This window comes from Caballeronia sordidicola, from assembly GCF_000729995.1.
Taxonomy (GTDB): Bacteria; Pseudomonadota; Gammaproteobacteria; order Burkholderiales; family Burkholderiaceae; genus Caballeronia; species Caballeronia sordidicola_A.
Genome location: NZ_JNFG01000214.1, coordinates 364,021 through 377,831 on the forward strand (window position 1 = coordinate 364,021; position 13,811 = coordinate 377,831).

Here is a 13,811-nt window from a genome sequence, read left to right on the forward strand (position 1 = left end):
GGCTCACATTGCGCACTCGGAGGATTTGATCATGGACACGATTCAAGAGGGCGCTCACGCCGCAACGGTCTTGGCAGCGTCCTCCGCGCAAGCGGGGCACCCACCCCAGGTGGCCGCGTCCCAAGCCGGTGGCGAGTTCCTGATTTTTAACCTGGGGGCCGAAGAGTACGGCATCGAAATCCAGCACGTTCAGGAAATTCGCTCGTATGATCTCCCGACCAGCATCGCAAACGCGCCTGCTTTTATCAAAGGGGTGATCAATCTACGGGGCGTTATTACACCGATCCTGGATCTGAGGATCAAATTTGGCCTCAAGTCGGTGCAATACGATGAACTAACCGTCGTCATTGTGGTGAATGTCGGCAAGCGTGTCGTTGGCGTCGTGGTGGATTCGGTCAGCGATGTACTGGCTCTGGATAGCGGCCAGATCAGCCCCGTTCCGGAACTTGGCTGCGCAGCCGATGTTGGCTTCATCACAGGAATCGGTACGGCGCCCGGCGACGCGCATGAACGGATGCTCATTCTCGTTGACATCGACAACTTGATTTCCTCGGCAGACGTTGGCTTACCCGAGATGGAATTGCATTAAGCGTATAGGTCTGGATCCGCTTGGGGACGAAGCGTCCCCGTAGGGCGGTCTCAAACCGAAGCGCAACACAGTGGCCAATGATTAGAGCCTTGAGTTTTTTTGGCTGAAGCAAGTTTCGCAGCGAAGACCTTAAGTGTGTGGAATTCCCCTCATCTGACTGAGCTTGGTTGAACCCCATTGCATCATTAAAATGTCGTGACCGAGCCTTGGTGATTGCCGACAGCGCGCTCATGCGCACAACTCGGCGCGACCGCTGGTAGCCCGCGAAGTCATCGCACACCAAGTGGCCGCACCATGGATCGAGGAAGGCTCGCGCATGTTCTGGCGCGGCTCTCGGTGAAGTCGTAAACGACCGCCTTCATTTGTTCGAATGCCACCGGGCAATATATCCAGAGATAGGCGCATTGTGTATTCCCTGTGTGGATTTTCGAAAGAACTAAATTGAGGCATCCTCTCCGGAAGGAGTAGTAGTGAAACTCGCCGCGCGAATATCCGCGTCTCGGAGCGTCACGGTCGCACTGGTTGTGCTCGCATGGGTTTTTGGTGATTTATAACTTTCGCGTTTAACAGACGTCAGCATGAGGTGTTCGTCTCTTTCGCCGAAGTTAATGTTTTTCGTATGGTCGAGCATTGGTCTGGCGTTACTCCTCGGGACGGGAATGTCGCTAGTTGTCGACTCGCTAGACAAACACCGAACAAAGATTAGTATGCCTAGATAACGTCGTCCGACGAAGGTTTTGGAAGCGCGCGGTAGTCGCTTTCCAACTTCGAACGACGGCGTTTCTCGCCTTTGGCGATCAGAGTATAAGCCTGTCCGACACCTTAACCGGTCGATACGGGATGTTGCGTATACCGAAAATATAGTTAACGAACGTTAAGAATATTTACGGTAAAAAACTAAACTCAAGAGGACATTCCAAATTTAATCAATAAAAATAAGATATTTTTCAAAGAGTTATGCTCAACTCTGAGTTCTGGCCCGGATGCTGCCTTTAAAGGGAGACTTTCCTTTAAAGCGTGGAGACGACGTGAGCCAGACAATGCTGCACCCCGAAATTGAAACCCTCTCGGAAGATCGCATCCGTCGCCTTCAAAGCGATTTGTGGACAGCCCAATGGTCACACCTTCGTGGTCGGTCACGCTTCTATGCGGAGAAACTGGGCGTACATCTCAGCAAGGATGCCTCCCTTGAGGCCATCGCCGAGTTGCCTTTCACCGAGAAGGACGACCTGCGCCAAAGCCAAGAACGTGTCTACCCCTTCGGTGACTACATCGCCTGCGACACCGACAAGCCAGTGCGCTTGCACATGACGTCGGGCACAACGGGTAGGCCGCTTCAATTGGCTAACAGTCAGCGCGACGTCGAGGTTATCGCCCGCATTGGCGGCCGGGCTCTATTTGCTTCCGGGCTCCGACCGGGAGATCGCGTCGTTCATTGTTTGAACTACTGCATGTGGACCGGTGGCGTGACTGATCATATGGCACTAGAAGCGGCAGGCGCTTGCGTTATTCCTTTTGGTGTTGGCAACACGCAGAAGCTGTTGGAAACGATCACTGACCTCAGCATCAATGCAATATCTTGCACCCCCTCTTACCCAGCACTGTTGGAAAAAATTCTCCGTGATAGTGGACGCAGTCCGCAAGACCTAGCTCTACGCCTAGGTTTATTTGGTGGTGAGGCGGGCCTCGATAATCAAGATTTTCGAGATGGGATGGAGCGAACATGGGGATTTGGCGTGCGCAATGCGAATTACGGCATGTCCGAAATCCTGAGCAACTTCGCCAGTCAATGCGAGCACACCAATGACCTGCATTTTCACGGCAGCGATGCGCTGTTCCCCGAAATACTTGACGGGCAGGGAAACAGCTTGCCCATCGCGGAAGGAAGCACCGGTGAACTCGTGTGCACCCATTTGCAGAAAGAGTGTCAGCCACTTGTTCGCTATCGGACAAGAGATGTCATCACTGTCACGACCACGGGGCGGTGTGATTGCGGCCGTACTTCCTGGCGCTTTCGCGTCACCGGCCGCACGGACGACATGTTCAACGTGCGCGGCATAAATGTATTTCCTACCGCGGTCCAAAAGGGAGTGTTGAGTCGACCGGATCTCACCTCAGGGCAGTTTCGCATCGTACTCGAAGGATCCGGTCCTTGGGATCGAGTCAATTTAAAAGTCGAAGCGGTCCACGACCTTCTGGAAAAAGACTGGGACATAGCTGCTCGAGAGATCGAGATGGCAGTAAAGCATCACGCCGGCGCATCAACGAGCGTAACGATGCTCGCTGCCGACAGTCTTCCCCGTACCGACGGAAAAACAACTTTAATTGAGAGGCATTAAAAATGAGCTTCGCAACTTTCGAGAAACGCGGCGTCGTTGCCGTCGTAACGTTGAACCGCCCTGATCGTCTTAACGCGATCAGTGGCGCGCTGCTCACCGCTTTTGAGACCGCTTTGCGAGCGGCGCAGGATGATGAAGCAACATCAGTGATTGTCTTGACCGGAGCCGGTCGAGCATTTTGTTCCGGTGATGATCTCAAAGAGTTTGAACTACAAGCTGAAAACGAAGGGAGTGTCCGGGAGCATATCGAAGCAATTCAACGTATCACCAAGCTCTTGCTCGGCGGCCGGAAGCTGGTGGTCGGGGCGATCCATGGGTATGCGGTGGGTGGTGGCTTTGAATGGATCTTGAATTGTGACTTGGTTGTCGCGGGGGATAACCTCACGGCTTTCTTCCCCGAAATGGATTGGGCAAATTTCTGCACGGGTGGCGTTACGCACCTTCTGCCAATCACGGTTGGCTATCAACGAGCCATCGAGCTACTAGTGCTGGGCGAGCGTCAATCGGCGGATCGGCTGCGTGAATTCGGTATCGTGAATTGGGTTGTGCCAGTCAACGAAATGCTGAATAGGGCGATTGAGATCGCGGAACGGATCGCCGAAAAGTCAGCATTTTCAGTGCGCAGGCTAAAAGCGACGATTCACGGGGACCTGGGCGAAGATTTGTGGCGAGCGGTAAAGCTCGAAGAAAGCGCCACGATCGAAGCGTTCCTGCGCCCCGAGGCGGGCGAGCGCGTGGCCAAATTTATTTCCCGTTCGCGAGAATAGTTATTCGCATGCTTAACACGGGCAAGCTCCCTCCATTGGGCGCCTGCAGCCCGATCCATTGCTCGTCGCGCCGAAATTGAAGCTACGAGCTGCCCCTATGAAATGCCGAAATCCTGTCCCTCAATGACGTTAAACCATTCGCTCGATCCTGCACGCACGCCAGTTATCGTCGGTGTCGGCGAAATAGCGGATCGTCCGGCCCATCTCGAAAATTCCCTGGAGCCAGCGGCGCTGATCGCCGAAGCTTTGCGTCGAGCAGACCGGGACACTGGCGGAAGTACTCTTCTACCATTTGTTGACTCTTTGGATGTAGTCAACTCGGTCACCTGTCGCTATGACGACTTGCCGTCTCGCGTGTCCGTGCTGTCTTCGATATCGCCCCGCCGAGCGATTCATGGAGCGCTCGGTGGTGAAAGTCCTGTCAGGCTGCTTCACGAGGCAGCAATGCGAATTGCCGAAGGGCTAAGTGAAACCGCGATCATCTGTGGGGCTGAAGCAAGCTATGCCCGTTACCACGCCGAACGTACCGGCGTAAATCTGCCGTGGCCACCGGCTGACAATAGCTGGTATGACCTGCTCGCGCGACATAGTCATCCGCATGCCGTGGCGTTAGGCGTAGCGCAACCTTCTACCGTCTACCCATTCTTCGAAAACGCATTGCAAGCCGCATTGGGACAGACACCATCGGAAGGGCGCCGCCGCTCGGCTGAGCTGTGGTCTGAATATGCCGAGATCGCACTACAGAACCCTTGCTCGTGGATCCGCCGCCCAGTAAGCGCTGACGAGATTGCGTCGACATCCGTCGCAAACCGGATGATTGCTTGGCCCTACCCGAAATTAATGATGGCCAATCCTACGGTAAATCAAGGTGCGGCAGTTCTGATCACCTCCCTTGCGCGAGCTCGACAACTTGGTGTACCAGCCAAACGTATGGTTTTCTTTTGGTCCGGTGCGTCGGCAGTCGACCCGCGCGACTACCTGTTACGAGATCAGTTTGTACGTTCACCGGCAATGGAGGCTGTGCTGAACGAATGCACGCGGGCTGTCGAAAGCGCGGGTCAGAAAATTGGGGCGATGGAACTGTATAGCTGCTTCCCTTGCGTGCCCAAGATGGTTCAACAGGCGCTCCATTTTGCTGACCAACATGCGCCTTCGGTGACTGGAGGCCTGACCTTCTTCGGCGCTCCCTTGAACAACTATATGACGCACGCTGCTTGCGAAATGGTCAGGCGCTTGCGCGACGGCAGCGTCGATTCCGGGCTCTTGTACGGGCAAGGAGAGTTTGTGACCAAACATCATGCCCTCGTTCTGGGCACTAAGTCGCCACCCGATTTCGAACTATGCGGGGACCACAGCGTACAGGCTGACGCTGACGCGCGGCGCGGGCCGTCGCCAGGCCTTTACATCGGTGCCGGTGACAGCGCGAAAATCGAAACGCACACGGTACTTTTCGAGCGCGATCAATCTGTACGGCATGGCATCGTCATCGTGCGTGTCCAGTCCGGTGAGCGTGCTATTGCCCGGATCTCTAAGGAGAGTCAAGCAGCGCTTGATTTACTGACCTCCCCAGACGAGTCGCCAATCGGAAAGTTGGGCCAGATACAACGTGCGTCCGATGGACTCTACGAATGGAGCTTCGCAAGATGAGCGACGAGCTACCTGATAGCATTCACTTGGTGTTAGTGGAAAGGCTACCGAATCATATCGCCGTGGTCACACTGAATCGTCCCGAGGTCCGAAACGCGATCAACCCTGCAATCACTTCGGAGCTAGGGCATGTTGTTCAGGCGCTCAACGCCGACGACGTGTGGGTAATCGTTCTCACTGGCGCCGGCGACAAGGCCTTTTGCGCAGGGGCCGATCTCACCACAGTCGGGAGCGGTCAGCTTGATGATCTTTGGACGGATGATGCGGGCTTCGCTGGTTTCGTTTTCGCAAAGCGGACTAAACCGTGGATTGCGGCCGTCAACGGAGCGGCCCTGGCCGGCGGACTGGAAATGGCCTTAGCGTGTGACATGATTGTGGCCGACGAGCGATCGACGTTCGGCCTTCCGGAGGTGCGCGTCGGACTTGTAGCGATAGCGGGAGGTGCCTTTCGGCTCCCACGCGTGATTCCTCCCGCGATTGCTTTCGAGATGATCGCAACGGGTCAATCAATAGGCGCGCAACGCGCATTTAGTCTTGGCTTGGTCAATTCGGTTGCCCCTGCGGGCGATTCCGTGACCATAGCGCTTGAACTGGCTACCCGAATCGCCGGGAATGCGCCGATCCCCGTGCGGGAAAGTCTTGCTATCGCTCGCCGGACCTCGGACCTTACCGAAAGCGAACTCGTTCGAATGAGCGATGAAGCCTGGTCGCGCCTGAGTAAGACAGAGGATTTTGCAGAGGGTCCACGCGCCTTTCTGGAGAAGCGTTCTCCAATCTGGCTCGGTCGTTGAAACGCACAACCTATAGATAACAGTGCTGAGGAACAACATGCCATTGGAAAACAAGTCGGCGACGCTTACACGGCGAGTCACGGAGACGGATCTCGCATCGTCTCACGCAGACGTCGCTGACGAACATTACCCAAAAGTGCTCTCATCGCCCGCTATGCTGTCATTGATGGAGCGCGCTTGCGCGGAATTGCTAAAAGACGAACTGGGTGACGAGCAGCTCTCAGTGGGCGTCAAAACGAAATTCGATCACCGTGCACCGACAGCGCTTGGCCAGATGTACAGCGCAACGGCAACATTCATCAAACAAGAAGGTGGCCTTTTCTTGTTCGACGTGTCTGCGAGCGACGCTTCCGGCGCAATTGGCGGTGGAACGCATGCAAGAGCGATCGTTCATCGGGAAGCCATCGAGGATCGAGCCGCACAACGATCTGCCTTCCTGGATAGAAACCGGGAGCGCGAACAATGAACCTTGTTACGTTGGAAAGAGATCATGCGGTGGGAATCGTTACATTGAACCGTCCCGAAAGTCTGAATGCGATCAATGGTGAGCTGCTCACTTCTTTTCACGACGTGCTGATGGAAGCCATGAATAATCCGGACCTTCGTGCGCTTGTTCTGACCGGAAACGGTCGAGCATTTTGTGCCGGTGATGACCTAAAGGACTTCACGCGGCAATCGGCAAGTCATTCAAACATCGTAGAGCACATCGAGCGAATCCAGCAGATCACAACGGATTTGATGTTTGGCGACAAGCCCGTCGTTGGAGCAGTCCATGGATATGCGGTAGGTGGTGGATTCGAGTGGATGCTTAACTGTGACCTCATCGTGGCCGCCGATGATCTCGTCGCATTTTTCCCAGAGACGAAGTGGGGTCAATTTGTCACCGGAGGAATATCGCACCTTCTCACCCAAAGCGTCGGATATCAACGTGCAATGGAACTGTGGTTATTAGGTGAGCGTCAGACAGCTGACCGGCTTTTGCAGCTTGGCCTGGTGAATCGTGTCGTGCCAGGTGAGAAGTTGATCGAGACGGCGTTGGGATTGGCGCGTGCGATCGCAGAACAGTCGGAGTTCTCTGTTAGCCGATTGAAGCGGCTCGTCAATCGCGAGCTGAGCATTCAACTTACGCGGAGTATGGCTCTGGAATCTCAAGCGGCGATCGAGGCGTTCTCACGGCCGGATGCGGCGATGCGGGCTAGCCAATTCTCCGACGGTCGCCGCAAACGGTAGTGGCGGCCTCGGTTACGACATCGGAGGACGGGCGCCAATCGGTGCCCGAACGGGACGAGTCCGGAGCAGAGAGCTCGCTTTCCGGCTGGTCGCGAGCTCAATGCTTACTTCGCAGTTAGAGGCACGAGGTTGTTGCCCGTGAGTTTGTAGACCGTCACAGCAGGACTCACCCACTCGCCCGTGGCATCGAATTTTACAGGCCCGAGCATGCTCGCGAAGCTCTCGCTTTTCAGCAGCGGCGCGAATTTCAGCGGATCCGTCGAATTCGCCTGTTGCATAGCCTTAACCACCGTGAGCGCGGCCGTGTAGCATGCAGGGGCATACACGTCCACGTCTGCGTTGAAAGTCTTCTTGAATTTGTCACGGAAAGCATCGCCGCCCTGCAGCGAGTTCAACGGAACACCTCCCTGAGCGCAATACAACTTACCGTCCAATGCTCCATCGGACAACTTTGCGACATCCGGCGCACAGATGCCATCGCCTCCCAGGAGTGGCGCGTTCACATCGAGGGATCGAAGTTGACGACCCAGATATCCAGCCTGCGTGTAATAGCCACCATAAAAAATCGCGTCTGGCTTCTCAGCTTTGATGTTCGAAAGGATCGCCTTGAAGTCCGTGGCCTTATCATTTGTGTACTCGCGACCAACAACTTCCAGGCCCGCTTTCTTCGCAGCTTCCACAAATACATCCGCTACGCCCGTGCCGTAAGCCGTACGGTCGTCGATGACGGCCACGCGCTTCGCGTGAAGCGTTGAGGCAGCAAAGACCGCCATGCGTGCACCCATCGTGTTGTCGTTCGCACCGAGTCGGTACACGTACGAGAACCCAAGCTTCGTCAGTTGGGGATTCGATGCCGTAGCGGTAATCATCGGGATGTGCGCGTCGTTGTAAATCTTGGCGGCGGGAATCGTCACTCCGGAGTTGTAGTGCCCAATCACTGCTTTAACCCCATCGTCCACAAGGCGTTGGGCGACCGTTACACCGACCTTCGGATCTGCTTGGTCGTCCTGGGAGTCGATTTGAAACGACACCGGCTCTCCTCCGATCGAGATCTTTTGAGCGTTCAACTCGTTGATCGCGAGTTGAACGCCGCGCTCGTCGTCCTTACCGCTTTGAGCGAGGCTCCCGGTAAGCGGTCCAGCTACGCCAATTTTCACCACAGTGTCCGCGCGCGCGCTAGACATGTAGAGTGGGCCAACCACAATTGCGGCCACGAGGGCCAGGTGTTGCGCTTTCATGAAGGCGGTCCTTTCCAAGTTGAGTATCGAGGTACGACACTTAAGAAAGGCAAGGCCAGTGCCAATTGATGGCGGCGCCCACTGCATATGGCGGTACGACAGTCTTCAGGATGCCAGAGGCAAAAGCGTTAGAATTTATGCCGTAATATTTTTTAACGATCGGACAGTAAATTTTCGCTAAATGGAATATTCTGCTATCTCTAGCCGGCGTAATTTTGGCGGTGCATGCTTCATTAAAGACGATGTCACCCGGAATTTCTATGGCAAACGCTCCACCACGCCGGGCCCGGCAAACGGCGACACGTTTGGTTTCCGTTGACCCTGGTGAATCCTGCCCGCTGTCTTCGTTGGTAAGCCAGTCGACGTGGAAATTAATGAAGCGGTACGCGACACAGCACGAGCAGATGTCCGTACTTTTGTTAGATTCTTCGGGACAGGTTGCAGACTCCTCGGTGGCGAAACGCAGTATCTTTGCGTCTGGTCTACCCACGATCAGACGCGATGCCGGGACCAACGGCGAGCGAATCGCGAAAGGCGATGCGACTGTTATTGAAGCGACACTTGGCTCTGTCGGAATTCCGACAGAGCTATATTTTGACCTACATGCGGAGCGTCAAAGCTCTGCGTTAGGCATCGCCGTTCGTGTCGAAGACACCATCCTCGGCTACATCTTGGCGGGTAGCATCGGCGGGGCACCAAGCGCAGCAAAACGCGACTTCGTTAGTCTGTTGGCGGCAACGCTCACGGGTGCGTACAGAGCGTGGGCAGACGCGCAACAGCAAAGTCGTTTGATTGAGGAACAACGAGCCATTGTTGAGCACATCGGCGACGGACTGCTCGTTCTGAACCGAGACGGGACGATTCGGTACACTAGCGCGGCAGCAACCCGGATGCTTGGGCTTCCAGCAAAAAGTGTGGGACGGCCGTTGCGAGATCTGCTCGACTTCGACATGGTGATCAACCCCGTTTTCACTACCGGCATTGGCTACGCGGACCGCGAATTGATCATCGATTCGCCGCAACGGCACTTGCACATCTTCGACACGGCAATACCCATTAAAAATGGCGCAGGTGAAGTCGTGTCCGTTGTGAACACATTCCGGGAGGTCGAACGTGTCCGCAAGGTAGCGAGCCGTTACGCAGGCAGCCACGCAAGATACACATTTGAGAGTCTAGTTGGACGCAGCCAAGCGCTGCTTGCAGCTATCGAGGCCGCACGAAGCGCGGCAAAAGGAAGTGCGAATGTCCTTCTTGAAGGCGAAAGCGGAGTGGGCAAGGAAGTGTTTGCCCAAGCAATTCACAATGCGAGTAAGCGCGCCACTCAGCCCTTCGTTGCCGTGAACTGTTCGGCGCTACCGCGCGACCTGGTTGAAAGTGAACTTTTTGGTTATTTGCCTGGTAGCTTCACGGGCGCTGCACGCGAAGGACGACCGGGGAAATTCGAATCGGCTAACGGCGGAACGATCTTTTTGGATGAAATTTCTGAGCTCCCGATGAACGCGCAAGCTAAACTTTTGCGGGTGATTCAAGAGCGAGAGATCGTTCGAATCGGTGACACCGCCGGTATCCCCATTGATGTTCGTATTATTTGCGCGAGCAATCGTGAATTACGAACGATGGTTGCTCGCAACGAGTTTCGAAGCGATCTCTTTTACCGATGCAACGTACTTGGAATCCAGATCCCAGCACTACGTGAGCGCACTAGCGATATACCGGTCCTCGCTGACTATTTCCTCGCCAAGTATGCAAGATTGCTTAATAAGCCGGCCTGTAGACTGACCAGGAGTGCGATTGCTGATGCGCTGGCATATTCGTGGCCTGGGAACATTCGCGAGCTTGAAAATACGATTGAGCGCATTGTGAATCTGTCTGAAGCAGTGGAAGTAGATTCACTGAGGAATTGGCTCGACGCAGGGGTTGAGCAGGCGCATCTGGAGCCCGGCAATGTCGTGGTTGGCAGTGCTCGAAAGGTGCAAGTTGATGTTCGGCCCCTTCGAGATCAGGAGGGGACCGCCGTCAGACAGGCGCTGGAAGCTTGCAGATTTAATGTTACTCGCTGTGCGTCGCTGCTGGGCATTTCAAAACCGGCCCTCTACGCGAAAATAAAACGGTATCGGATTGTCCTCGAGCGTCCGATTTAAGAGGCATCTTACCTTGCACAAGAAATTGGAATTCACTGTCCGGTGCCTCCGACGAGGGGATATTTTTCATAGGTGCGGCCGTTATCCCACAAGAAAAAATGGGTGGAAGGTGACATCGTTACCGTGCTCTACGCTGCCAGACTCGAAAAACTAGGGGGCGGTCGGTCAAATTTTATCGTTAAAATCAGTAGCTTAAGTGTTGCTGGTAAGCGCGTTTGAATTTTGTTAACTTTCGGCGTTGTCATTACGCCGGGCTACCGATGAAGTGTGTCGTAGAACTGACCGAAGCCGAGAATCAGACGTTGCACCGGTTGTCCGTGAACCACAAACATCGGGGCGTGCGCACTCGGGCCGCAGGCGTGCTGTTGCTCGGACGCAGGGTCAAGCTGACCGAGATTGCCTCCAAGCTTGGCGTCAGCGGGCAATCGGCCTACAACTGGGCGCATACGTGGCGTAAGCAAGGGGTTTGCGGCTTGCTCACGGGCCACAAAGGTGGTCGTCCCCGCGCGTTGTCCGAAGGCATGCTGGCCACTGCGACGGAGGTTGCGCGCACGGAGTCCATGACGCTCGGACAAATCGCGAAGCGCATCGAAGTCGTGTATGGAGAGCCGATGCCGTGCGCGCTGGAAACCTTGTCGGTCGCGCTTCGGCGGGAAGGCTTCTCCTTTAAGCGCAACAGCTTCTCGCTAAAAAAAGCGCAATCAGGAAGACTTTGAGATGAAATCAGCCACCCTGGACAAACTGCAATGCGCCGCTCGCGCCAACGCAGTACGCCTGGTCTATTTTGATGAAGCGGGCTTTGCCGCGTCACCTCCGGTGCAAAGAGCGTGGTCACCGCGCGGCCTGCCTCATCGTGTCGAACCACGCTTGCATTGCAGGCGCTTGGTGCTTGGCGCTCTCGACTTCGGCACGAACGCGTTGACTCACCATGTCACGATCTCGTCGATCAAAGACGGCACTGTCATCGAGTTCCTCGAGCAGATCGCACAGCAAGGCGATGAACGTCCGAGCGTGGTGGTACTCGACAACTTCGATCCGTCATGCCATTGATCCTGAAGTGCATGAGCGCTGGCTACGCGAGCATCGCATGCAACTGTTCTATCTACCGCCATACAGTCCCGAACTCAACCTCATTGAGATTGTCTGGAAGTAGGCCAAATATCATTGGCGTAACTTCGTCACCTGGACGAAGGAAACCATCGACGATGAAGTACGCGCTCCGCTCAGCGACTATGGCACCAAATTTCAAATCAATTTCGCCTGAGCACTTATTTGAAGATGTGGCGGATTTTTGAAGAATCCCGGCCAGCCCTCAAGGAGCGTGCTGAAGGTAGCCGCTCTGCGCGACAGCACGAACCAATTTGCGCGCGCTTGAATAAAAGGCGTAGAAGCGGCGCGTTTCGCCCAGATCGATGTGAGAGTTGCTGTCAAGCCCGTGTCCGGGCGCTGAACTGGACCTCGCCATACGACGCGAAGCCAAGCGCGGCGCAAAGGACTAGAGACGGATTAATCTCCGCAATCGAGTCCAGTCTAGTCCGAACCGCTTCGCCGCAGCCGGATTGTGAACAAGGACGTCCGCTTGCGCAGTCAGGCGTTCGAATGCCATGCACCCACCCGGGTCTTTGAGACCAAGACCGAGGCTGTGCTTGTTGCGATCAGCTTGATGATCGCCCGCCCATCCGGGTGCTGGACTGGATGCCTACCGAGTACGGAAGTTCGAGTTTGCTGACGGCATCGCGAACATGTATGTGCGTGAGGCGATGGGTAACCATCGCCCCTACCGCGATCACACAGTGCTCCTGCACGAACGAAAATAAGCAAGGTAACACTCTGTCAGTGCTTTCGCGCGAAGCACGCTTCAGCGGCTTCGGCGGGCGTTAGATTGTGGTGGAAGTAGCCTTGAAGACGTTTCACGATCGCAGCGTCGGGATGGTACGGCGATCGAATAAAGTCCCTTGCGACGGCTGCGTCGTACCAGGCACATGTCCACACTTCAAGATCTCGCTCGTACTCGCGAGGTAGCTGGTTCGAATTGTCAAACATAGCAAACTCCTTCTCGGCCGTAGACGCAACCGATGTTGGGTGACGCCTGCAGATATGCTAGTCACGTCACGCGTCAACATATACCCATCGCCGGGCCCTCGGCCTCAGGAGGGAACACGCATTAGGTACCGTCGCCTCGACGGAAGAAATAGATAGCAAATGTGTGTGTCGATACCGATGCTTCGACGCATACATAGCGTATCCGGCGGGGGTGGGCACGACTTCCTCGTGTTACCCGAACCGCCATTGCGGAAGTCAACACAAGCCATTTTTCCACCATAAACCGCAAGCACCTTTCAGTCTCCTCCACCGGCTTCTCCTTCAATCTCGTTTCAGTTGATGCAGCCTGTTGACGTTCCCTTTTCCACCAAGCCAGTTAAGCTTGATTCCAAACGCCGCATTCCAATGGTCACCATCGATGGTTTGAACAGTATGAGTGCCACCAGCATTGTTTGGTACACGACCGCTTCATCTAAGACTCCGTACAGGGCGATGTTGGACTGAGCTGATGTATATGCTGCAAAGATGGACAGTAGTGCGATGCAAAACAGTCGATACTTCATCTATTTATCTTTAGACCATAGCGACGTGTTCGGACAACCTCGCTGCCCAGGCTCCGAACGTCGATGGGAATCGGGGGACGATATATTTAGAAGTCGCCAATGCCTTTCAGCTCCCTCTGTCATCAATTTTCATGTGGTCTCCGGCTCGCTGACACTATGGAGACTCGGGGGCCGTGGGCCGTTGCTCGATACTGAAGATAGGAGTCCAATTTTCTCGCTACAACTGAAAATTCGTCTCGTGATGACCCGTAAATATTGATGCGTTAGAGGTGGCGAAGGGCGGCGGACAGCCGCAGGAGTGCCAGCGACATGATGAGTTCTCGAATCGTCTTAGCTCATCGGAACAACTCCTTTGCGTTCGCGAGTGTGCTTACCTTCGCTCCGTACTTCGGTTGCTCGGTGCCGTGCGCAGAAGTAATGCATGCAACCGACACAAATCATTCGTTGGTTATTTCTTTAGGCC

Annotated in this window: 13 protein-coding genes and 2 pseudogenes; 11 read left to right on the plus strand and 4 right to left on the minus strand. The window is 55.1% G+C overall.

Going from position 1 to position 13,811, the window contains the following annotated elements:
- Positions 1-31: 31 nt before the first annotated feature.
- Complete coding sequence (locus FH08_RS0146335) at positions 32-589, plus strand: chemotaxis protein CheW (protein ID WP_031364882.1); 558 nt, start codon at positions 32-34, stop codon at positions 587-589.
- A gap of 253 nt (positions 590-842) precedes the next feature.
- On the opposite strand, the pseudogene FH08_RS52410 reads toward FH08_RS0146335, so the two are convergent.
- Positions 843-999: pseudogene (locus FH08_RS52410) on the minus strand (IS66 family transposase); the annotation flags it as partial.
- Between the two features lie 618 nt (positions 1,000-1,617).
- Here FH08_RS52410 and FH08_RS0146340 point away from each other — a divergent pair.
- The 6 genes from FH08_RS0146340 to FH08_RS0146365 all read left to right on the plus strand — a co-directional run bounded on the left by FH08_RS0146340 (position 1,618) and on the right by FH08_RS0146365 (position 7,363).
- Positions 1,618-2,928, plus strand: a complete 1,311-nt coding sequence (locus FH08_RS0146340; protein ID WP_031364883.1) for a phenylacetate--CoA ligase family protein — start codon at positions 1,618-1,620, stop codon at positions 2,926-2,928.
- A 2-nt stretch (positions 2,929-2,930) separates the two neighbouring features.
- Positions 2,931-3,695, plus strand: a complete 765-nt coding sequence (locus FH08_RS0146345; protein ID WP_031364884.1) for an enoyl-CoA hydratase/isomerase family protein — start codon at positions 2,931-2,933, stop codon at positions 3,693-3,695.
- A gap of 123 nt (positions 3,696-3,818) precedes the next feature.
- Positions 3,819-5,342, plus strand: coding sequence for an acetyl-CoA acetyltransferase (locus FH08_RS0146350; protein WP_031364885.1), 1,524 nt, complete (start codon positions 3,819-3,821; stop codon positions 5,340-5,342).
- Positions 5,339-6,133 (plus strand): enoyl-CoA hydratase-related protein, encoded by a 795-nt coding sequence (locus tag FH08_RS0146355; RefSeq protein ID WP_031364886.1) that lies wholly within the window; start codon positions 5,339-5,341, stop codon positions 6,131-6,133. Before FH08_RS0146350 ends, FH08_RS0146355 begins: the two co-directional genes overlap by 4 nt.
- A gap of 37 nt (positions 6,134-6,170) precedes the next feature.
- Positions 6,171-6,599 (plus strand): thioesterase family protein, encoded by a 429-nt coding sequence (locus FH08_RS0146360; RefSeq protein ID WP_031364887.1) that lies wholly within the window; start codon positions 6,171-6,173, stop codon positions 6,597-6,599.
- Entirely contained in the window at positions 6,596-7,363 is a 768-nt protein-coding gene (locus FH08_RS0146365) for an enoyl-CoA hydratase/isomerase family protein (RefSeq protein WP_031364888.1), read from the plus strand. Before FH08_RS0146360 ends, FH08_RS0146365 begins: the two co-directional genes overlap by 4 nt.
- A gap of 104 nt (positions 7,364-7,467) precedes the next feature.
- Here the strand turns inward: FH08_RS0146365 and FH08_RS0146370 are convergent, their stop codons facing one another.
- Positions 7,468-8,601 (minus strand): branched-chain amino acid ABC transporter substrate-binding protein, encoded by a 1,134-nt coding sequence (locus FH08_RS0146370; RefSeq protein ID WP_031364889.1) that lies wholly within the window; start codon positions 8,599-8,601, stop codon positions 7,468-7,470.
- 404 nt (positions 8,602-9,005) lie between these two features.
- On the opposite strand from FH08_RS0146370, the gene FH08_RS0146375 reads away from it, so the two are divergent.
- The 4 genes from FH08_RS0146375 to FH08_RS54605 all read left to right on the plus strand — a co-directional run bounded on the left by FH08_RS0146375 (position 9,006) and on the right by FH08_RS54605 (position 11,895).
- Positions 9,006-10,742, plus strand: coding sequence for a sigma-54 interaction domain-containing protein (locus tag FH08_RS0146375; protein WP_235210727.1), 1,737 nt, complete (start codon positions 9,006-9,008; stop codon positions 10,740-10,742).
- Between the two features lie 260 nt (positions 10,743-11,002).
- Positions 11,003-11,458 (plus strand): helix-turn-helix domain-containing protein, encoded by a 456-nt coding sequence (locus FH08_RS0146380; RefSeq protein WP_031364891.1) that lies wholly within the window; start codon positions 11,003-11,005, stop codon positions 11,456-11,458.
- Position 11,459: 1 nt separating this feature from the next.
- Positions 11,460-11,792, plus strand: a complete 333-nt coding sequence (locus FH08_RS51135) for a transposase (protein WP_075583470.1) — start codon at positions 11,460-11,462, stop codon at positions 11,790-11,792.
- Positions 11,740-11,895: a transposase gene (locus tag FH08_RS54605; protein ID WP_081889849.1), complete on the plus strand. Its 156-nt coding sequence runs from the start codon at positions 11,740-11,742 to the stop codon at positions 11,893-11,895. The genes FH08_RS51135 and FH08_RS54605 overlap by 53 nt, the downstream gene beginning before the upstream one ends.
- Before the next feature lie 342 nt (positions 11,896-12,237).
- Here FH08_RS54605 and FH08_RS54610 read toward each other — a convergent pair.
- Together FH08_RS54610 and FH08_RS0146395 are read right to left on the minus strand one after the other, a co-directional pair.
- A pseudogene (locus FH08_RS54610) lies at positions 12,238-12,393 on the minus strand (CoA transferase); the annotation flags it as partial.
- A gap of 724 nt (positions 12,394-13,117) precedes the next feature.
- The gene (locus FH08_RS0146395; protein ID WP_031364893.1) at positions 13,118-13,348 is read right to left on the minus strand and encodes a hypothetical protein; all 231 of its coding nucleotides are present in this window, start codon (positions 13,346-13,348) and stop codon (positions 13,118-13,120) included.
- Between the last annotated feature and the right edge of the window lie 463 nt (positions 13,349-13,811).